General features: G+C 42.8%; 12 protein-coding genes and 1 pseudogene. 5 read left to right on the top strand and 8 right to left on the bottom strand.

Annotation, left to right across the window (positions count from 1 at the left end):
* Window positions 1–269: 269 nt before the first annotated feature.
* The 8 genes from MRK00_14005 to MRK00_13970 form a co-directional block, all read right to left on the bottom strand.
* Window positions 270–2897 carry a hypothetical protein gene (locus MRK00_14005; protein MDR4518479.1) on the bottom strand — a complete coding sequence of 876 codons (2628 nt, stop codon included), beginning with the start codon at window positions 2895–2897 and terminating at the stop codon, window positions 270–272.
* Entirely contained in the window at window positions 2894–4276 is a 1383-nt protein-coding gene (locus MRK00_14000) for an ATP-binding protein (GenBank protein ID MDR4518478.1), read from the bottom strand. Before MRK00_14000 ends, MRK00_14005 begins: the two co-directional genes overlap by 4 nt.
* The gene (locus tag MRK00_13995; GenBank protein MDR4518477.1) at window positions 4260–8810 is read right to left on the bottom strand and encodes a contractile injection system tape measure protein; all 4551 of its coding nucleotides are present in this window, start codon (window positions 8808–8810) and stop codon (window positions 4260–4262) included. The genes MRK00_14000 and MRK00_13995 overlap by 17 nt, the downstream gene beginning before the upstream one ends.
* A complete protein-coding gene (locus MRK00_13990) occupies window positions 8794–11913 on the bottom strand; it encodes a hypothetical protein (GenBank protein MDR4518476.1) in 3120 nt (1039 codons plus the stop codon). Before MRK00_13990 ends, MRK00_13995 begins: the two co-directional genes overlap by 17 nt.
* Window positions 11914–11917: 4 nt before the next feature.
* Entirely contained in the window at window positions 11918–12235 is a 318-nt protein-coding gene (locus MRK00_13985; GenBank protein MDR4518475.1) for a hypothetical protein, read from the bottom strand.
* Window positions 12236–12247: 12 nt separating this feature from the next.
* Entirely contained in the window at window positions 12248–13066 is an 819-nt protein-coding gene (locus tag MRK00_13980; protein ID MDR4518474.1) for a hypothetical protein, read from the bottom strand.
* Window positions 13050–16934 (bottom strand): hypothetical protein, encoded by a 3885-nt coding sequence (locus MRK00_13975; protein ID MDR4518473.1) that lies wholly within the window; start codon window positions 16932–16934, stop codon window positions 13050–13052. The genes MRK00_13980 and MRK00_13975 overlap by 17 nt, the downstream gene beginning before the upstream one ends.
* Before the next feature lie 120 nt (window positions 16935–17054).
* Window positions 17055–17477, bottom strand: a complete 423-nt coding sequence (locus MRK00_13970) for a GPW/gp25 family protein (GenBank protein MDR4518472.1) — start codon at window positions 17475–17477, stop codon at window positions 17055–17057.
* A 920-nt stretch (window positions 17478–18397) separates the two neighbouring features.
* On the opposite strand from MRK00_13970, the gene MRK00_13965 reads away from it, so the two are divergent.
* From MRK00_13965 to MRK00_13945, 5 genes and pseudogenes are all read left to right on the top strand, one after another.
* Window positions 18398–19642: an HDOD domain-containing protein gene (locus MRK00_13965; protein MDR4518471.1), complete on the top strand. Its 1245-nt coding sequence runs from the start codon at window positions 18398–18400 to the stop codon at window positions 19640–19642.
* Between the two features lie 51 nt (window positions 19643–19693).
* Complete coding sequence (locus MRK00_13960) at window positions 19694–20269, top strand: hypothetical protein (GenBank protein ID MDR4518470.1); 576 nt, start codon at window positions 19694–19696, stop codon at window positions 20267–20269.
* Between the two features lie 76 nt (window positions 20270–20345).
* Window positions 20346–20708 carry a response regulator gene (locus MRK00_13955; protein MDR4518469.1) on the top strand — a complete coding sequence of 121 codons (363 nt, stop codon included), beginning with the start codon at window positions 20346–20348 and terminating at the stop codon, window positions 20706–20708.
* 118 nt (window positions 20709–20826) lie between these two features.
* Window positions 20827–21927, top strand: coding sequence for a PAS domain-containing protein (locus MRK00_13950; GenBank protein MDR4518468.1), 1101 nt, complete (start codon window positions 20827–20829; stop codon window positions 21925–21927).
* A 114-nt stretch (window positions 21928–22041) separates the two neighbouring features.
* A pseudogene (locus MRK00_13945) lies at window positions 22042–23105 on the top strand (IS5 family transposase).
* Window positions 23106–23222: the final 117 nt, after the last annotated feature.

Genomic DNA, 23222 nt, shown 5'->3' with positions numbered 1-23222 from the left:
TCTAAAAGATATGAAAGTGTAACAGGTAATCAAAGCTAACTATAATTTTGACCATCCATACTTTGCTGCAAGTTGACAAGTTTCTTTCGGTATCATGAGGTGTTCTGACGATTTGCCGTAGCAGATGCAGCCGAGTTTATCAGAATCAAGGCAGGCGCCTATTCTGTCCCAGTCGTACATAATCACGATGTCTTCAGATATATTTTTGATACCAGCTGCCGGCCAGACTTTGGTGGCCAAATAACCGGGGCCACTTCAGTTTCCCGTTATTACCTGGGCCGGGTTGGTTTTTTTGACATCCGCTGCTGTTTCCGGTAAAAAACAATGCTACCCAGGGCGCCGATTGAAACCACACCGATTAACGGTATATTGCCTTCAGCGAGCGTTTCGAGCATGGGGTCGAACAGCAGGAGCAGTAATGCCACAATCAGCGCCGGAATAATGGATGCAAAGATGCTGATAATAAAAAGATTCTGATATTTCCCCTGAAGCCGGCATGAACGACGGTAGCTGATCAGTAAAACGAGCGATAACACGGTCAGCAGAATCAGCGCAAGCCAGAAAATTTTGCGGTTTTCGCAGACAAACCTGTCGAGCAACGAATCCGGCTGACCATCTCTTTCCGCGAGTTGAAAATGCCTGACCAGGCAACCGCCGATCGCTTTTAATTCCTCACAGCGGCCGGACATCTCAGCCGGCATTTCAGGCTCATTCATAGGCATGGCCCAAAATCCTGCGCCCCCAAAATTATCCTTGAAATACACAATATCGTCTTCAAGCTGCTCCCAGTTGCGGCCATCGAATTCGATTACCGGCACGATATTACGCAGCAACAGTCCCCTTAAAATACCGTACAAACCGCCATTTTCGATATTCAGGCGCAATTCCTTTTTTGCTTTGGTGGTAGGTTCCTCGATCAGGACCAGAATCTTGGCCTTAAGATCGTCCCGGATGTCGATTTGCTGAAAAGAAGTCGCTGCGTCATTCGGCTGAATGCCCGAGATTCGCTCAATCAGGTTAAAATACTGATAAAACCCTACCCCTAGTTCCGATTGCACAACCATGATGTTCACGAAATAATCGCCGCCCGCAGCATTCAGTCTTTTTGTCAGGTCATCATAGAGATTATTCAGCAGATCAACCGATACTGCATCTATCGGAAACCCGCGGAAATCAAGCGTAACACCATCGCCCCGTGTCGCCGCTGGCACCAGTCCAAACGACCATCGCGCAAAATCTTCTTCAAGCGGTTCAGTCAATAATTGAAACAGCTCGTCTGCCAGTGTAGAAAAAATATTGGCTTTCTGATTTGAATCGAGTAATTTCCATGTTTTTTCCCAATAGGAACGGTCTTTGTGAATGACCCAGTCCACCTTGCTATCATGTTTGCGCACGGCCTTCACGAAAGGATTTTGTTTCAGAAACCGCTTCAGATCGAAGTGATTGTGATCATCGTTGGCGTGAACGATGGCGCCGCCAGCCTCAAAAGACAACCCATAGTAGGCCACTCTGGACAGGACGCTGAAATTAACGGTTTGTTTTTCATTATTCGCCTGCCAGTAAGGATAAAAACCGTAAACAGTGCCTGATAACTTGTCCAGTACGCACCCGCAACCGTTACCATCCCATTCAAAGGTTGTGTTTGCATCGAAAACCGGTCTTTTTCTGTACAGCAGCGCGATGCTCGGCTGAACGACGTTCGCATACAATTGGGTGACAAATGCGTTGACATCGTGCTGTTCCGTTTCGTTACATGCGCCAGAGCGTTGACGCAACGCATTGATTAATTTCAGGTGTTTGCGAATATCGGGCATGCCATAGTATTCCCGGTTATTCAGCAGATCGGTTTCAAGACTTAAAAAGTCTTCGTCCACGAACCTGAGTCTCTGGGTATATTGACTATGTAATATCAGCGTATTGCAGGCCCCTAGAGCGGAATGAATTCTGGCCTGAGCAGCTTTATCAAAAAGATCCTGAGCCGGATAAGCGATTCCAGCCAGCTCTTTTTCCAGCAGTTCCGCGAGCACAGCATTCAACGAAGATACAGACGGGTCGCCACTTATCGCCTGGTTAAGAAAAGCGATAAAATCCGGCGTAATAATCAGCGGTTGGTTATTGTAAAATCTTTTGATTGCGGGTAACAGCCTTTTCACCAAATCGGGATAGGCTTGCAGGACTTCTGAAACTGCTTCCGCGAGCAGTGAAAAATTCTCGAATGGTTTGTTTTCCAGTTTGAGCAACTCCACGATCATTTTTTCCTTGTTTTGCAGCAACTGGAAATCTTCTGCGGTCAATTGGTAGTAATACAGCGGCGACACGGAATAATCGAGGGTGGCGCCGATCTGAAATGGCTCAGTCAGCGCCCGGTATTGGTACACCAGATCTAGGAGCGCCTGATGCGAACCTGAGCGCCTTATTTCGTAATCCAGATCACGCTGTATACTGGGCAGTCTGTCATTCCAGTCGGCGAAATCAGGCATCAGCAGCACAGAAGCTTCTTCGGGAAACATATCGGAAAACTCGGCTATCTTTTCCACCCTGTTAATCAGACTGTTGACATAATCGCCTATCGGTTCAATTTTGAAATCAAAGGCAAAACGCTGCAACCAGAATAAGGTGACCGGACCGATGACGCCGTCAGTAAGCGGTTGCTTACTCAACTGTACATCTCTTTTCCAACTGAAATCGTCCTGGTAAATCGCGGCAAGGTTTTGTTGTGTTCGTTGAACAACAGTCTTGTCCAGGCGGATAAATTCAGACCGGTCAAGCAGCCGGTCATAATGCTGGTCGTAATCCAGTTCGTAATGCAGACTCTCATTTGCATGCAGCAAAGAAACACTGCAGCCGGTTATCAAGGCAAGCCAGAGGTGCACGATTATTGACAAGCGCATTTTCATTGTGTTCGCCCCTCTTTCAACAGCTCTTTTGTAACACCTTTGATGAGATCGTCCTGGGTAATGGTTTCCCGTTTCATTCGAACCGCCTGTATGGCAGCATAGCGCACCGCATTGGTAATCGCGCCGCCTGATATGGCATATTTATTGGCCAACACACTTAAATCCACGTCTGGCGATAATCGTTTGCTTTCCGGAAACATGCCCTGCCATAATTGCAGGCGTTGTTCGGTATCCGGCAATGCAAAATGAATTGAAGTCTGAAAACGACGGGAAAATGCTTCGTCGATATTGGCTTTTAGGTTGGTCGCAAGAATAACTACGCCTGGGTAGTCTTCAATTCGCTGCAACAGATAGGAAATTTCCTGATTGGCGTAACGGTCATTGGAATTACTGGCTTGGGTTCGTTTACCGAACAACGCATCCGCTTCGTCAAAAAACAATATCCAGTTCTTGTTGATAGCCTGATCAAATACGTTGGCGAGATTTTTCTCTGTTTCACCGATATATTTGGAAACCACCATGGACAAATCAATACGATACACGTCGATATTCGCAGCGGAACCGATTAATGTTGCTGTCAGTGTTTTTCCAGTTCCCGGTGGACCGTAAAACAACGCACGGTAACCGGGCTTGATATTCCGGCCCAATTCCCATTGCTGCAGAATTTTTTCGGAATGCTGCAACCAGGCGTTGATATTTTCGATTTCATCCATGATTTCGGCACTTAACACCAGGTCCTGCCAGGTCAATGCCGTTGTAATATGTTTTGCTGGAAAATGAATATCATAATCGGGCTTTTGACTTTTTCCGGTCGTCATCCGGCCCAGATATTCAGTAGTCATCGTCAATGCTGCGCTTAAAAAGGGTTCTCCATTCGTCGCATGCGTGACTTTAATTACGCCCTGCTTTGACAGGTAGTAATCAGCCTGAAACAGTCGCAAAACCTGAAAACGCCGGGTTAAGTCGTTACCTGCGAGTATGAAAACCGCCGTTTCGCAAGTGGGTAAAAAGCCGCTATGGTGTTTCCCCCGCCAACCGCCAAATTCGGTAAAACCGCGCGCAAGATCCTTATTGTTGAATAAAAAATAATCGAGCCCCTGCGGCTGTAAATGTGGCAATAACGCCAGAATAACAATTATGCGTTCATCAAAATCCATGTCGAATTTTTTGATGATTTGTGCAAATTCTGATAAGTCTGTCGCCAAATCGGGCGGTGCTATCGTGCTGATTTCCTTGATATCGGTGTTCCGTTCGAAATACAGATCAAACCGTGCTGTCATGACTTTTTTAAACCATACAATCTCTTTTTCGAGTGTTGCGGCATTAAGGTTTTCTTCAGGTTGAGATAAAACCAAGTTATTATTAGCGCCAGGTAACATGAATTGCCCGCTCCATCCAGTTGTATTTAATAACTGAAAAACTCCAGGGCAATTGATCGAGCAACATATCAAATGGCCCAGGTTCAATTGTCAGAAACCACATTTTATCCTTCAGCAATAAGTGTCCATTACGCTGCAGAAACGTTTCTCTCAATCCCTGTACTGAAGTGTTTCCAATTGTCTTCCAGTTCCGAATCATGCCTTGTATCAAATTCTCTATTGTTTCCTGCTCATGCTGACTGATTTCTATTTCGTTGCTGATCGGGGTGATAGTCGATAAACCGCACAGTAGTTTATTTAGCAACAGTTGATATTCGGGAGACCGCGTCTCTTCATTCACCATAAACTGTAACAAATGTACAGCACGTTCGGCTGCTGACCGATTAACAAAAACGCCTTTTTCAATTAAACCCAGCAGCTTGAAAAGCTGCGGCAAATAAGGCGCCGCCAGCACTTGCCCCGCATTGTGAATATAGAACTCATCGCCGTCGTCAACTTCATTATCCATTTCCGCCATTTTGTTTGGCAATACGTATTCGGCAACATTGTCGTTTCTTATTTTTAATGGCTGGGGATGAAAAGACCGTTCAGGTTCTCGCTCTAAACCGGATTTTTGTTGCATCAGCAATGTTTCAATACTGTGCCGGAGTATACGCGTTCCGTGATCTTGACCATATTCAACACCGTGCATTTTTGTCAAGGCGTTATGCCAGGATTGGATAACAGTAATATTGTCTTTGCTCTCAGACAGTTTATCGATCACCGTATGAATAAACGCCACTGTGTTTAGGCGGCCTGCAGATGCATCAATGATGGGTAAGGCGAGAAGATAACTAAAACTGTTTTCCCAGATTCTCCGCTCCCATTCATCAATACGTGCAGCATGCTTTTTTGGCGTGAATTGAAAAAGCATTTTAGCATTTGACAACAACTGTTCGATAACCAGGGTTGCCTGGGGCGACAGCAAGTAAATCATATCAAACAGAATGGATTTAGGCAGCTTTGCAATTATTTGTGTACGTACTTCCGTCTGCTGTAGCAAATCCAGCACATGTTTTTGAATCGTCTGTGCGTTGGCAGCTGGCAATAGTTGTAAAAACAGCTCCGTTCCGGTTATCGTGGATTGGATCAAAGCGGAACGGATACGGTGATAAATGGCCGCTGCAGCCGAAGTTGATTGTATAACGGGTTGTTTCAAACCAGTCACGGTGAGTACTGGATCGCTCACGTCAACAGACCGGGATACTATGGACTCAAGATCGACAGCCTGATCGCGTAGCAGTTTTTCCAGTATTTGCTGATAATACAGGGCAATATTTTCGGCCCTATGGGCATGGGTTTCGATGGCATTTATAAATGTTTGACTGTCGTCACCGGTTAATGCCGGATTATGTTTTAGCAGTGCCCGAATCATAGACTTCAGCTCATTTTCGGTTAGTTTCCCTAAAGTTAGTTGACCGGAATGAAAGGCGGTTTCAAGTTGCTGATAACCCCGTTCATAGTCACGCGTTAATGTATCCACTATTTGCCGCATTCCCTCACCGGACAAGTCACTCTGTGGCGTAGCGTGTGATGCTGAAATCGCTTCAACAAGAACATTGCGCAATACGATTTTTTCATGCCCGTGTTCTTGCTTCAGGATCTCGTGCCAATTTCTTAGGATCGCCGCAGTATCATTTTCACCAGACAGGTTATTTACCAATCCATGCAAAAAGCTTGCCGCATCAAATAAACCTTCAAATAAATGTTTTGGCGGTTTATGAACAAAAAAAACCAGCGCATTTTTCCATACCTGATGTTCCCATCCGGCAACGTCGGGATGAAGCCTGTTTGGGGTTTTATTGTGCAACGTTTCGGAGTACAGCATCAGTTGTTCCAGAATGATCGCTGTGTGTGGCGACAAAACATAGCTGATATCAAGCAATATTGATTGCGGCAACCGCAATATCAGCTGTGTTCGCTGCGCCTTATCCTTGAGATACTTCAATAACTGTTTTTTGGCCGATGGAATATCTGTCGTTTGCAATTGCCAAATCTGCACATCTGCCCCTGTTTCTGCAAACTGCTTTAAAGCGGACTGGATACGTTCAAGAATATCAGTACCGGTCTTTTTATTTTGAACTGGCCGTTTTTTTTCTGCAACTTCAGTATTGAGCGCAATATCGCTATCTGTCCGGGGCAAATCATGTCGCGCAGCGCGTGAGGCAATTTCCTCCAGGTTGATCGTCTCACCGGACAGTAATTTTTCCATGACCTGTTGGTAATAGAACGAACGGCTTCCAGCCTTCCGAGCATGGGATTCAATTGCTTCAATAAACGTTTGCTTGTCGGCATCAGTTAATGCCGGATCATGTTTCAACACGGCATGAACAATAGCTTTCGGCATTTCATCCGGCAATTCCTCAGACGCCAAACCGCCCGTTTCACTGGCCATTTCAAGCCGTTGCCGTTGTGCAACAAAATCGGTTTCCAGTGCGGCGATTATCAATTTTATTTCCTGATTGGCAAGGAAACTTCGGGATACAGATGAATCCGTCGATAGAGCATCGAGAATAATATTGCGTAGTGTGTTCGTCCCAACTTTGTTTTGGTGATCCTGATGTTGCAAAACTTCTGGCCAGGATTGCAATACTGGCGCTTTATCTTGATCTGCAGACTGCCCTCTCGCAATTTCGTACGAAAAAGTCGATGCTTTAAATGACTGTGATGTTAAATCTGCAGCGGATTGAGCGACTGATTGTTGTCTTGTTGCTTTTGTCTGATCAGGGTTGGCTTGCTTTGAAGAATCGGTCTCCACCGTTGCTTCGGGCTGCCGCCGGGTGTAATTTGGATCAGTCGCCAAGCCTGTTGTAATCAAATTTTTTTCCTGGGCTGTCGGGATTTCCCGGGTTTCAGGCTTTAATGTTGCAATAGCATTAAAAAAAATATTTTGCAATGCGCCATGTTCCTGCTGCTGCGCTTTAACTAAAATTTCGCGCCAGTTATCCAGCACGGTCACAGTTTCTTCATCGTCAGGTATCATTCGTACAAGCGCCTGCACAAAGTGTGTCGCCTCGAACGAAGTTTTTAGGGATCCAGAAACCAGAAAGCTCAACGCATTTTCCCAGAATTGCCGTTCCCATTCTGCAATAGTCATGTGATTTCTGTCGGCGGTGAGCTGGTGAAATTTCACGGCATGCAGCAGCAATTGTTCGATAATTAAAGCCGCTTGCACTGACAACAGGTATGCAATATCAATCAGGATAAACGATGGCAGTCCGGCAATCAGTTTTTGGCGTATCACCTTATCCTGTAGCATTTCAAATAACTGTTTCTGAATTGTTAGAGAATTTGCAGCGTGTAAATTTTCAAGGAACAATCGAGTTTCATTGATTTCTGTTTGTTGCAACGCGGCTTTAATCTGCTTGAATAACACAGTCGAATAAGAAAGATGACGATCTTTTTCAGACATTAATACCGTCTTGCCGAATAGCGACTCACCGTCATTAACCGTTTTCTGATCACCGTATGTTTTGGTTACTTTGAAGTATTGCAGAAAATTCCATATAGACTTCTGCCCTGCTTCCGATTTTCGGGCATAAGCGGTTAATATAATTGGTAACCGGCTGTCTTTAAGATGTTTTTTCGACAAAAAAATCAATTCATCAATCAGAGCGTTCTGGTCAAGTAAATCAGGGGTGGTCAATTTTTGCAGAATTTGCGGGATTGCATCGGAAAAATCGAATGAATCCAAAGCATGTGCATGACCAGCAATTGCCTTAAAAATTTGCGCCCATAGTTGTTGCATTGCAGCGGTCTGCTGCAATGTCGGCAATTGTAATACAGACAAAACGGATTGATATGCTCTGGTCAGATCCAGCATCAATTCATGCTGTTTTGGCGCGATTTGAATGAGTATTTTTTCAAGCGCCCTGTTTGAATATTGTTTGACCAGACGACTGACAAAAGCTGCGCGTCTGTTCGATGGTATTTTGACCATCAGCGCGCGCAGTGCAGCACCTCCTGTTGCATCGAGCAATACCCGTTCAAGAAGCTTTTCGTGCGCCCATGAATTTGATGCATCGACATGCCAGGGCATGTTGCCTGTCGCCAGAAAGTGATCCAGTATTTCCAGGTCTGACTGAAATGGGTTGATCTGTTGCACTGTCATCCCGTCTGCCGATGCTTTTTGGTATTGATGGCCTTCCGGTTGCGTCAGTTTCGGGGATGATGGTGTTATCGATCTGCCCAGACTTCGGGCTCTATTTAACTGGAGGATGAGTTGTTCATACAAAGGCGGAATAATTTGTGTTAAAAAATCACTATTGGAACTGGGAATATCTCCCAGATCGATTGTTATCCGTTCAATGCGTAAAACCTTTCCTTTCTCATCATATTCGTCCAAGGCGGCTTCCACCGTGGGTAACAATTTGTCAACAACCCATGTACTCATTAGCGATTCATGTTCATCTGTAATAACACTTGAATCGAACACAAAGTCCAAAACAACTTCCTCGATGATATGCCCAGTTCCATTATCAGAGCCAGTAATCACGATCTGCGTCCTGTTTATATTCCTTTAAAAATGAAATAATTTTTTCAGATGCCTGATCAAGTTGAGGAAACAGTGTCGCTTCATCATTTTGCGTTAATTGCTGTATAAAACCGAGCCAAGCCATATAGCGTGCTTCAAAATCCTGCATTTGTGCAAAATCGAGCCAATAAAAATCTGCGAACAAATGCGCCGGCAAGTTCATTTGAACAGTTTCCTTAACGAACTTTCTATATGCAATATCAGAAAAACGCGCCGTCCAGTTTGGAAAAACAAAACTGACATGGTAATGAAAAAAAACGGTGTCAGCCGAATGATGACTGAGTGTTAGCGGTTCGCGGCCGCGCGGACGCAGTAGAATATGCTCAATCATATAGAAATACTCACTGGCTTCATTTAATTGTTTTAGCGTACTGCAAAACTGCTGCGCATATCTTGCTGCGCCGTAAAAAGTAGATTCTTTTGCCAGTATCCATAATCTGCCACCCTGTTCGGATCTGAAGCATACTGTTGTTTCCTCTTGCTCTGGGCCGGACCGAACAAGCCGGTAGTTTTCCAGGTTCAGGCCTTCCTTGAAAAGCGAATAACTGAACACTGGCAGCCGGGAAGGTATTGTTATACCGGAAGATTTGAAACCCGCAATGGGTGGAACGCCCTCACTTTGTTTTTTTTCGGTTATATACTTAACCTTTCCGGCCATCATTTGATCGGAAACCAGTCGGCTTTTTCTGCTACTCAGCACCGCCGTCACGAATCCGGGTTTGCCATCACATTTTAATCCTAGAAGCAAACTGATTCTAGCGTGCAAGGCTGATGAAATTTCCATTGTCCGCTGGCCATCAGACTGCGTTGCTAAAGATTGTCGGCAGTAATCGAATCCTTTTCCTCTATCACGGGTAATTTCGCGGATATGCTTCAGATAATTGATTTTTTGTTCAATAATCCAGTTATCCGCATCATCAGGACGGTAATAATTGAAACGAAGCAGTTGCTGTTGTTCATAGACTTCGCCATATAACGCCAGCAAAATATCGAGTAGCCGATTTTTTCGCTTGCCATAATCATCATAATGTCGAAGTATGTCATCAATTGCGGATGGTTTGTCTTGCGCACGATCGGTATAGAGCGTTTCTATATCCGGGATTTTGGAATTATCCAGAAACTGGGAAAAATAGGTTTTTTCCGGGGCCCCGTTCACAGAGAACAGTTCCGGAATTTCTTGCAGTCCCTGTAAAAAGTTAGCCATCAGTTGCTCAAAGGGAAACAGATAAGCTTTGAGTTGTTTGACTTTTGCTTGCGCTTCAAGGGATTTTGAGCGCGGAATACCATACTTGTTGATACCGTAAATGGCTGGAAAGTGATTCTGAACTGAATAGTAATGGTCTAATTGCCGCGATCGACCCTGAGGTAACGGTATAAATCGGGAAAAAGGCTGGCAATTGCGTCTGAAGGCGTGATACTCAAAAACCAGCTTTTCCAGTTCACGGTTGAACTCGTCATAAAATACCGCAGTTTTGGCAGCGGCATTTTTTTTCAAAGTAATTGTTTCAGGATCTGCATGATTGATTTCATCTTGCGGCAACTTTAAATGTAATTGCTGTGCATTGCTTTCGACATCTGAAAAATACAGGGCAGGAAAATAATGCTGTGACAATTGATAATCCAGATCCAGATAGCGGCGTCCTGTTTTATCGAGCAAATTGAGGTTCTGGATGCGTACAACACCTTTGATTTTTCTGATCTGCGTCATTAAATCCATAACCGTAATTGTGCTTCGCTGCGTTTCCAGGAATTCATCACGAATATAGCCGTGTTGTGTCAGCGGTCCAGTAAAAACCCGTTCATAGTTTTTATCCTCGGTTAACACAGCCCCATAGTGTTCAATCTGAATACTTGACGAGATATAGCGTGAGCAGTGAAAAAAAATCTCCGCGTAGACTTTGGCCGGTATATACGACGGATGTATTTCTATCTTGCCAACCATAAAAAAAGGTTTTGTTTCAATTACTTCTATACTGTGAACATCCTCGCCAAGACCGCGATTGGCCGAATAAACTTGCAGAATTTTTTTCTTAACGCCAGTTTCATAAAATGACATCAACAGCTTTGTGACATTTCTCAAATCGTCAATCCGGTTTCTTAAAAATACCGCGAAATCATTTAAGGGTGTCGTCAAACGGGGCAAAACATTTTCCAGAACAACAATAAGGTCGTTCAGTTTCTTTATCGGAAAATCCAGTATGGAAAGAATTTGTTCAAATTCTACAATCGGTAACGGTACATCGAATAATTGCTCTAACAGAGTTAACTGCTCACCGAACTGACCGGTTCCCTCAGGATTGCACGACTGCCTGACCAAAGTCTCCTGGATTGCATCCAGTTGATTGCGCAAATCGGTCAGGCCGGATAATTGCTTTTCCAATTCGAGTAAAACTTCGCCGGATTTTGTAATTAATAGCGTAATCGATGCAAACGGTTCAGTCTGTATTTTTTGCTCAGACCGGTTAATTCGATCCTGCCATCGTTTCAACGCATTCTGCCTGATGTGGAGGCTTTCAGTAATTTGATCGGTCAACCCGTACAACCGGTTCAAACGATCCAGTAATTGACAAATCTGATTAATGGTTTTTTTTTGTTTTTCAGACTCAGAAACGGTCTGTGTCCGGGCTTGCAGCAGATCCGTGTCGATTTTCACATAAATGTTGTATAGACCGGCAACTTCGCCATTTTCGGGCTGATAAGGCTTGAACCAGATTTGGTCGATTTCCGGCACCGCGTCATATAGAATTTTCTCATAGTCCAATTCGGTAACAGCCGAACTCGGTAGGATTTCATGCGGCGGAAAAAGCGCCTGTTTTTCATAATCAATTGTGTTGTTACTGGCGGCAAGATAGTCTTTTACTGGGAACTCACAACGGTACGATAGATCCGTCAAGGCATAACACAGTTGTTCCAGTATGGTGACACCCGGATCGTGTAAATTATAGTCGGTCCAGTTATCTCCGCTTATTTGCTGGATTAATGACAGTGCGTCCTTTCTGAGGGTATCAAAATCAAGCGCATCCGGATCGCTGCGAATACGCTTTATTTGCTCAGAAGTCGGCATATGTTCAGGATGTCTGGGCTGAGTGAACGCTTTCTGGCTGAACCTGGCGCTCCATTTGTCTGTTCAAATTGGCCAATAATTGATGAACATGTTCGTATGGCAATTTTCCGAGTGCCTTGACTGCCAATACTATTTCTTGCTCTGTAAACGTGAATGTAATCCGCCGAGACCGGTTGGAGATTTCTGTACAATGAAACTGCGCCTGTTGATTCAGTTTGCCGATCAGTTCAAAAACCGTCTTAAAAGGATACTCCGCCAATGCGGTCAATAGCAGATTTCCTTCCTCAAGACTCAACTCTATTGATAGTATGCGATCAGTCATTATGGTTACCTGTTATTTTTTCTTTCTGGATGTAGACACAGGTTGCTTAGATGGTTTTACTTCACTGTCGTACATGGCAGTATCTTCCCAAAGCCGAGTGATATGATATCTCACCCAGATACCCTCGCCATAGGAAACGCCTGTACGCAATTGCAATATATATTCAAAATTATCGCTTGCGCTGGAAACAGGCTCCCAGCGCAATTCCAGCTGATTGCATTTGGCGCCGTAATGCGCTTGATGATAGCTGATATGATTCTTTGCATGATAGGTGCATAAGGCAAATGCATGCATGAGTGCATATTTGCCGTCCGCGTCCCGCCCCCCGACGCCGGAGACAACCTCAAACGCATGACAACCCGTCAAAACACCAGTGATATCATACCATTCACCGTCAGCGGGAACAGCGAATTCATCTTTCTTTCCTGCTCTGCCATGTGCCGCAATTGTTCCGACGACATCAAGTTCATATTGTGGCTGTTCGGTGTTAATGCCGACACCGAAGCGCACAGCACCCGCTGGATCATTATTTTTTTCTATGCTGCGTAACGTTAATAAATTCGGATTGAATTGATTGCCGATTTTAAGATTAGATGTCGCCTTGTCCAAACCCACAAACCATAACGGGCTAAGCGTTTCCATTTTTTGATAAAAACTCATTAATTTCCCATCACCAAGCTGGAAAATTCTTAGGCCGTCTTTAATCGTTTTGTCAAAGCCATCATCGACCAAATTCAATGACGAATCGATCAAATCCGCAAATGCGACTTCCGAAGGCATGCTGCCATTTTTAAATTTGGCTTCCAGTGTTTTTCTATTTTGTTTTGCCATCTCTGTTAAGAACAATGAATGTACTGCCTATTTCCAATTCACCAATGCCGGTAATCTCCGGCTCTATTGAAACGAAACAGTCATCAACTTCGATAAAATGCTGCCGCATTGGCTCCGATATGCTCCAGGGGTATTTGGGCATAATCTCACAGGACTCGGTGTCTTTCCTTGTTTCCAAAACACTGTCAAACAGGTCAAATAATGTATTGCCGTCGGGCGTTATGCGTAACATCGAAAAATTTGTAACCCGGTCAATAAAATCAAGTTGTTGTATATAAGACTGCACATCATGCATGTTGATACGCCACCCAAAATGGGTGGTATAGCCTACCCTGTCATGCCACGGCGAAATATACGCTGAAATTGCTTCATTTAATTTTCCTATGCACAAACCGCGATCACGTCCATTTTTTAGTTTAACCGTACACCGTACTTGCAAGGTTTCATAGATCGGATTGACAAAATGGACAGTCACAAAAGGTGATGTATGCCGTTGAATAAAGTCTTTCACTGCATCGACCAGATGCCCACTTAACCATAATTGTTTGCCATAGTGTATCTGCTTTACGGGATGCGGCAATAACACGATTGTCACATGACCGGCCCGTATACACGGAAAGAGCCGGTTATGCTGCGGCTCCCTTTTGGGCGCCAGATTCGCAAAACACTTTACTTTATAAACTTGTGGAAAATTTGCCAATATGAGTTGCTCATAGTCAATAGGCAGTAATGCACGGTTCTTATGACGGAGTCGTTCACTCACCCGGATGCGTACATCGATTTTGCTTTCAGCAGATTTCCCACTGACTGATGGCTGAACTTGCCAGATATTATCCAATCCGGAGATTGATTGCTTGGCCTGCTTAATGCTGCCAGCCGGCAATGGATTAAAGGAAATTAATTTGGAAATTTCAGTGCCATTCAAATGGCGATTGATTTTTAGTGCTTGCGCATAGACTGAATAGAGGCTGCAAAACTTCTCCATATCAAGGTCGGCGGATACGCATAGCCAAAAAAAACCGCTTGGCATTATGGTGTTCTCAGAATTAATAGTCGCCGGAACGTCCAGTGTCACAATTCCTGAAGTCATAAACCCGTGTGTGGAATCTGAGACAATTTCCTTGACAGCCAATGGTATCCATTGATTGGAAGACAAAAAAAACCATTGCAGTTGTTCTGCAGAATTATGTTCGGTTGGCAGCGAGTTTTCGCGCAAGTGAAAATAGAGGGTCAGCAATCCACCTCCCTCAAATGCTTCCAGCCCAATCAACAAGTTGCCTGAATAAACATACTGCGGTAACAAGAAAACAGAATGACCCGATTTCATTATTGCGTCTTCCCATCCCATGGGATGAAGATGAATAAGCTTATCCGCAAACAAAGGCCAATCGTTGGTCTCCGATTTACCGATAGTAATCCTGGAGGTCGCCTGATAATTCACCAGTATGGATGTGACAACCGGCGTATACGGTGCATTGGGTTCTTTTTTGAGCACCTTGTTGAATCGCTGCTTGGCATTGTGGGTCAGTACGCGCGCTAAAGTCTGCGGATATTTTTTATGACCAAAAGCATCCGCAGGAGAAATCAATGTAAACTTAAAAAAACCGTTTTTACTTGAAGGCGTATAACTGAATGATGATAGCGTTTGCCGGTAATCTGACGGACTCCAGTATGGCATTAATGGATCGCACGATATCCGTTTATTTTCATTTAATGTGTTCGCTGCATGATGCACGTCTTTGGTTTGAAAAAGCACATCATCAATGCCGGTAACGGTGTCTTCCGGAAACCATTTGCCTTCCATTAATACAGATAGACCAATCTTGAAATCGGTATGCGCATTTGGTCCATCGTATCCTTGATAATAAGATTCAAACCCTCCGATTCCGGCGGGAAAGCCCCCCCACTTTATCTCCACGCTGAAATGAGTCAGCTGCTTTATTGCTGCTTCGGCGCAACCGATTACACAGTATGAACCCACTTCCGGCAAAGGGCCCAAAGGATTAAAAGACGCCAGCGATGACAACTGCCCCAGATGATTGTGTAATGTCAGGGTACGGTGACCGGATACTGAAACATTGACCTCGACCCAGTCAAGTTCCAATTTGTTCAGGATACTGTATGGATACAGATACCCTCTCGGGTTTAGTATAAATCTGACCGCGGGTAACTGTGTCGTATAGCCTTCACCATGAATCACACTGGAATATGGTATAACAGCGGGCGCATCGATTGAAAGTGCGAATGCAATACTTAAACTGTTGTCATCCAATCGTTTGTCGACATCAGAATAAGCCGGAACATATTCTTCGATCGGCAGCCACCCTGCTTCACTTGTCACATGAATCACAAAGAGATTTCTGAAAACCTTAAAAAAAATGTCTTGTTTCTCTTCATCAGTTAAACCGACATCCGTGGTGTTATGCGAACACGATTTCAGTACTATGCCAATAGTGTTGATCCATTGCGTAAGCGAGCTTTTTCCGGTACTCGCATCAGGCACGCAAAATTTTAGCGTAATACTGATGTTTCGCCGGCCTTCTCCGAGCAGCAACGTCTTGCTGGCCACTATAAAGCCGATCTGAGCATGCTCTACAGACAACGATTCGATTTCGGTATTTTTGGGCGCCCCGAAAATCGGGTAGGCCATTAAGTCATCTTGATCTGTCGAGGTTTCTTTATTGTAAACAGGTATTGTATTAAACCAGCACTCGGTTGCAAGTTGTCTGTGTTTTTTTTTACCTGCATTCGGCAGTAAAACAGTCTCCTGCAGAATATTTTCTGGCGAATTTAATGGATCACGATTAAAAAACAACGTATGGATTGCGCACACTCTGGCAGCGTGAATGAAGGCATCGCTATCACTGGAAAACAGTATCTCCTGCTTGTCGTTGTCCAGTCCGGCCTGAAAAACCGTACCTTTTGGAATCAGTACGGTTTGTCGTTTGTTGTTCAAAGCGACGACCAGATAAGTATGGTCAGGCTGAAAAGGATTGGCCTGCGCACCTAGAACCTGCTCATAATAAAAATCAATATAATTTGAAGTAAATCGATTGATTTTCTGATGCAACCGCTGAAACAATTGTAAAAATGCAATCAGCAGACCGGCCGCCGGATCATGACGCTGGTTATACAATGAAGCAGAAAGCAAATCCACCGCACGTGCTTGTACCATTTCTATCGCTTTGATAACTGCATAAAAACTTGAACGTATACGTGCCTGGTCTTTCAGTCTGAAGGAAAAACCCACCAAAGGGCCCTGTCTTTCTGGTTCAGCAGTGTTTATCAGCTGTATTAAATCGTTTGAAAAAAAAATATTCGGTTGTTTATCAGGTAAGAAATGTTCAAAGTACAGTAATAAAATGCGCAGCTCTTTCCCGAGCCCGATAATAACGCTTTCAATTAATTGATGTAATTCTAGACCAGTCTGATTCTGCGTTGTCCTAAGTGCGACCAACCAGTTGTCTATAATTCCGGCGACATAATACAACGCAATCAGCTGTTGCCTGAATTCAACCGGTAAAGCCTGCTGCATAGCGTGCACAGCTTCGTGACTGTATTTTTCAGGATATTGCTGATATTTAAAAAGACCTGACAGTTTACCTGTATCGGTAGACAAGATAATAGCGATGATGACGGTTTCATCGGCTGTGAAAAAAGATTTCCAGTGACCATCCTCCTCATTATTTAAACGATAAAATTTCATCATTTCGGCATAATCGACAACCATCGCCATCAATGAATGAAAACGTAAATCGATAAGCTGAAAATAATCATGATCGAGTGCAGGCAATAAACGGCTCGCCTGGCTCGTGCCGTCACGAATATGCAGATGTACATTGGAGACCAAGTCAGTACAGTTTTTCATGGATAAATAGAATATTCATGCAGATCAACAGTGTTCCAGCGCGTTAACCGTTAAAACCGTTTCAAGATAGTTTGCTTGTTTTTTGTAGATTGAGTCTAGCGTGCTAACAGATTGAAAATATTAAAGACGCACATTGGTTCCTTCCGTAAAATAAAACGGATACACCATATTTTGGCGATTATTGGTTGAGCGGATGGTATATGTAATATTGATTCTAACCAAGCCGTTTAACCAATCTTCCTCGTTTTCTGTGTCAACATCAATATGTTCTACCTGTATCCGCGGTTCAAAAAACAAAATAGCGCGTTTTATTAAATCTATAATGACCGTAACAGCACTTTCATCAATTTCTTCAAATATCTGGGATTTTAAACCACATCCATACGTCGGTTGCATAACTCGTTCTCCTGGATTGGTCGACAGTAAAATATATAAACTCTCCTGAATATCCGCTTCGGCTGATACCTGTTCAACGGTGCCATTTTTATTAAACCGGGGTGGAAAGGCCCAGCCAGTTCCAAGAAACGATTTTTCTTCAGCCATACTAAATTATCGTCAATAATTATAAATTATAGCGATTCGGGCAACTCATAAATTTTTTTACTTAGCGATTTTGCATGGTCAACAAAAAATTCCCCGTTCTGATTAAACGGGGCAAGAAATAAAAAGAATGAAAAGCCGCTACGTAAATCTGCTACTACAGATTCGAAATAAATTTCAATACCAGCTCACTGCACTTTACTATAGTTTCTCTAAAGCAAAATAATTCTCTTAACACAATTATGCGCAATAGAAATTGATATGTTATTACAGCAACTGAAAAAAAGCGGCCTAAGCCAATTAGTCTGGTGCTTTATTAGTTAGAAAGTTACCAGCCTTTCATACTAATATTCGAGACAATTCAAACGCCCGTACAAAACTTCAAATGCGTAATTGTTTCATTAACACCATCAAATCTAGGCATTCCGGCAAGTATATTAGAATACCTACAAAGTATCCACAGTGAAATCTTTCGCTTCCCGTTGTTTTTTAAATCTATGTAAATCTTATATGTGTCCTTTATTGTGATTGTTCGAACACTCACTTTAGCATTGCGATGCAAATTGTGCGCATTTGATTAAAACTGATCACATCGAAAATATTCAAATATACCAGGCTAAAATCAAGTCAACGCTCAGTTAATCCTTACATCCATACAACTGGAATCTGTGCCGGCAATGAACCCCAGACTTGGTTAGAAAATGACCATATCACCCTCCAGTCTTGTTGCGCGCACGATTTAATCTTTTTTGTCCCAATCCTATTCATCATTACTCGCTTGACAAAAAAATAACATTTTCCCCAACCATATCCCATCTTCTAACTTCAAATTTTGAGATTCCCTTAAGAAAAAAACCTTCAAGTCGATAATCAATACCATGAATTACATATGTTTATGACTGATAATGATTACGGAGAACTGAATGGACAATATTTTTCTTGGTAAACAGCCCATACTCGATCGACATAAAAATTTGGTTGCATTCGAATTATTTTTCAGGGCTGATGAATTTACTGAGTCAGCTGATTTTGCAGACGATCTTTCAGCTACTGCAAACGTTATCGTTAATGCTTACGGTCACTTGGGCATACAGAATGTTTTAGGCCAGCAACGTGGATTTATAAACATAAACAAGGAACTAATTAAAAGTGATGTCATCACCCTGTTGCCAAACAAGCATGTTGTTTTAGAGGTTGACAGTTCAGATCAGTTTGATGATGAATTTGTTGCACAGTGCGCTGAATTAAAAAAAACAGGTTATCAGTTTGCACTTGATGGCGTGGTTTCACTCAATGAAAACATCCAGCATATTTTGCCTATTATCAATATCATTAAAATCGATGTATCGAAACTGACAAAAGAAGAACTCACTAACCTCGTTAATCAATATAAAAATTGGCCGGTACTGCTTCTAGCAGAAAAAGTTGAAAATCACGAGTTAGCAAATCAGTGTATGGAACTCGGGTTTGAGATGTTCCAGGGCTATTTCTATGCAAAACCCGAAAATATTTCGGGTAAACGCGCTGATCCGGCCAAGATTTCTTTATTAAAGTTATTGACGCTTATAATGGGTGACAGCGATATCGATGAGATTGATAAAGAATTCAAACGACAACCGGGTTTAAGTTATAACCTGATGCGCATGGTTAATTCCGTTGCCTGCGGTTTGCCGCAAAGGGTCAATTCGATTAAACAATCCATTATGTTGTTGGGAAGAAAACAATTGCAACGCTGGATACAGCTATTGCTTTATACAACCGAAAATTCCGGCGATAAAGACACCATGGCAAATGCGCTGCTTAAAACGGCCGCAGCACGTGGCAAGCTCATGGAACTCATTGCTACAGTAGAACGCCCTTCAGACAAAAACCACCAGGAAAGAGCCTTTATGGTCGGCATTTTATCGTTACTGGATACAGTACTTGGTATAGATATGCAACAAATTATCGATAAATTGGGTATTCCCGATGATATGAGCCAAGCCCTACTAAAAAAAGAAGGACGTTTGGGTCTCGAACTTAAACTGATTGAAGCAAATGAAACTGGAGAAGTCACAGTTATCCAATCGCTGTTAAAAGAACTTGAATTTTTGAGTTTAGGCGAATTAACTAACCTGGAGCTTGAAGCATTGGGATGGGTGAACAGGATTGGAGAAGCAAACGGTTAATAGGAAACAATAGAAAGTTCTTATTCCATTTTACCGGCTAAAGGAAAAAAAATGACTGATAAACAATATGAATGTATTGAGAAAATTAAACAGACAGACATCGAACCTGAGGATGAAGCTTCCAGCAAAATCTGTAACGTAGAGATCGATGAATATTTTTTGACTGTCAAAAGCGACTTAAATCAGATAGATCGACTGATAAACGATGCCGTTACGAATCTTGTGATTAATTTCAAGTACATCAATGAACTATCAAAATCGCACCATGAAATGGTAATGACAATTGAGAAACTATCAATACCCAAGGAAAATAAACCGGTTTTGGAATTATTGAACAAGCAGATGGCTATTGGAGAAAAAATTGAACGAGAACTGGAATCTGCTCTAACTTCCTTGCAATTTGGTGATTTAGTTTCTCAGTTACTGGCACATACGTCAAGACAGATTGAGATGCTGAATTTTGCGCTACAGCATATCGATCAAATCAAAAACAACCAAAAAGACCCGGATAAATCACATAGAAAAAACAATGAAATTTCACAGGCAATACAACTTGCCCATTCAAAGAAATTGAACAAACCCGTTGTTCAACAGGAAATGCAAAATGGTGAAATAGAGCTGTTTTAGTCGCTTACATAGAAACTTTAATTGATAGATTTTAAGTTATATTTACTGAATCGATACAAGGAGTAATTAGATGGAAATGGGAAAGGCAATTTTAACAGTAGATGATTCTGCATCAATTCGCCAAATGGTTTCATTCACCTTAAAAGGAGCCGGGTATGACGTTACTGAAGCAGTTGATGGGCAGGATGCTTTGGAAAAAGCAAGCCGGAAGGCATTCAATCTCGTTTTAACAGATATCAATATGCCCCGGATGGATGGGCTGAGATTACTGGAAAAGTTAAGAGAAATTTCTCAATACAAAACCATACCCATATTGATGTTAACAACAGAATCCGGCGATGAGATGAAAGCGAAAGGCAGAGCAGCAGGTGCAACGGGATGGCTGGTTAAACCATTCAATCCAGAAAGTCTGCTAGAAGTTATAAAAAAAGTTACCTAATAAGTTTAAATTGATATCGATAAATACTCTTGATAAAAGATTTGATATTTACCATCAATTGCTAAATTGTTAATCGTTATAAATTTTGTTTCGGTGAAATTTTAAAAAAGGATCGGAAATGACAAGTGCTATTAAAACTTTTGTAAACAAATTTGTGAGCAAATCGGCTTCAATCCAGGATTATTCCTTGGCTGCTATCGGACAACATCAAGGAATTATCGAATTAACATTAGATCGTAGAGTCGTATCGGCTAATGATCTTTTTTTGAATATGCTGGGCTACTCTCAGGCTGAAATTGCAAATATGGATTATGGCATGATGGTCGATCCGGAATACCGTAATAGTGCGGGTTATCATACATTCTGGCAAAAACTGAATAACGGTGAATTTATTTCCGGTGATTTCCTCTATCACACTCGCGAAAATAAAGAAATCTGGGGACATGCTTCCTTTAATCCGATAAAAGATGATGACGGAAAACTGTCCAAAATCGTCGGTATCGTTACAGATATTACCGCTGCAAAAAAAGAGCAACTTGAAGAGCTGGAAGAACTGAAAGTACGCGCATCAATTACGGATATGACCAGTATTGTTTCCGATGCGAATCTCAAGGGTGATATCCTCTCAATTAATCAAAAATACATGGAGGTTTCAAAATACAGTCGCGACGAATTAATTGGGCAACCGCATAGTATCACGCGGCACCCGGATATGCCCAAGGAAGTTTTCAAGGAAATGTGGTCAACCATCGGACGCGGTAAAATTTTTCGCGGTGTCGTGAAAAATCGCGCCAAGGATGGAACACCTTATTATGTGGATGCCTGCATCGCGCCTGTTCTGGATAAACGGGGCAAACCTAGGAAATATATCGGCGTTCGCTACGATATTACCGAGACAGAAATTGAACGCCACAATATGAGAGGTATTTTTGATGCGATCAATTCCGCATATGCCTATATCGAGTTTGATACCGAAGGAAAAGTTTTGTCGGCGAATAAAAACTTTCTCGACCTGATGGAATACCAACTCGATGATATAGTCGGAAAACATCACCGTACTTTTGTCGACCCGTCTTACGCGAATTCTGGTGAATATATACAATTCTGGAACGATCTTGCTGCCGGCAAAGCTAAAACCGATACTTTCAAAAGAATTACCCGCTCAGGTAAAGGCGTTTATATCCAAGCAACTTACTCGGCAATTAAAGGGCATCTCTAAAAATTGATATTACAAGACAGGGTAATTCAGGAAGGGAAGCCATTTTTCATAGTTAGTGTATAATAACACATTGTTTATTATAGTTAATAGTCATATTCACTGATATAGGATTCCATCATGCAATTCAGTTTTTTTGACCTTGAAAATCGCTATGAACAGCTAAGCAAGCTAAGAGATCCGCTTGAAGAACTGAATCGCATGATCGACTGGAATTTATTCGCTGATCTTCTCAGGGAGACGACTACGAAGCCTAGGAAAAGCGCGGCTGGTCGCAAACCCTTTGATCGGGTGATGCTATTCAAGATGCTGGTATTGCAAAGAATGCATAATCTGTCGGATGACCAGTTGGAGTATCAAGTACGGGATCGATTGAGTTTCATGCGTTTTTTGGGGCTTGATTTGGCGGGGGTGGTACCGGATGCAAAAACGATGTGGGCGTTTCGGGAGGAGTTGAAGGAGAATCAACTGATTGAACGGCTATTTGCGAGATTTGCTGAATGTTTACGGGAGCTGGATGTTGAGCTGAAGTCAGGTCAGATCATTGATGCAACTTTTGTGACGGTTCCCAAGCAACGTAATACGCGTGAGGAGAACAAGATCATCAAGGAAGGTGCGATTCCGATTGAATGGGGGCAAAATCCTCACAAGCTGGCACAAAAAGACATTGATGCGCGTTGGACGAAGAAGAACAACGAATCGTTTTATGGTTACAAAGATCACGTGAATGTGGATCAGTGTACCAAGTTGATAACCCATGGGAATTTACATCAGCGGAAGTTCACGATAGCCAGGTTTTGGCAGAAGTGCTGCAATCCCCTAAAGAGGGAGGGACTGATGTTTACGCGGATTCAGCCTATCGCAGCGAAGCACAGGAAGAAATTCTGGCTACTTCTGGACACACGAGCCGCATTCACGAAAAAGGTGCTCGCAATCATCCACTCACGGACACGCAAAAGTTTGGCAACAAAAAGAAATCACAGGTGCGCGCACGGGTTGAACATGTATTTGGTTCGATGACGAATGAACTGGGTGGAATCACTATTCGTACCATAGGGCTTATGAGAGCAAAAGTACAAATAGGCTTGCTCAACCTCGTTTACAACATTAAGCGTGTGGTGACGTTGATTCGCAAAAGATGTTTCAGTTTCGACAGGGTTATTACGCCCAGAATTGCCTAAAATAGGAAAAACGAGAGGATAACAACCCAAAACGCCTTGAACTGAGCAATAATCAAATTCTTGAACAGAAAAATATCGGGAATCGAACTAATCGTTCCCCGGCTTGGAAAAATTCTC

The sequence above is a fragment of the Nitrosomonas sp. genome, assembly GCA_031316255.1.
GTDB lineage: Bacteria > Pseudomonadota > Gammaproteobacteria > Burkholderiales > Nitrosomonadaceae > Nitrosomonas.
This window is presented reverse-complemented; position numbering and strand designations above follow the sequence as displayed.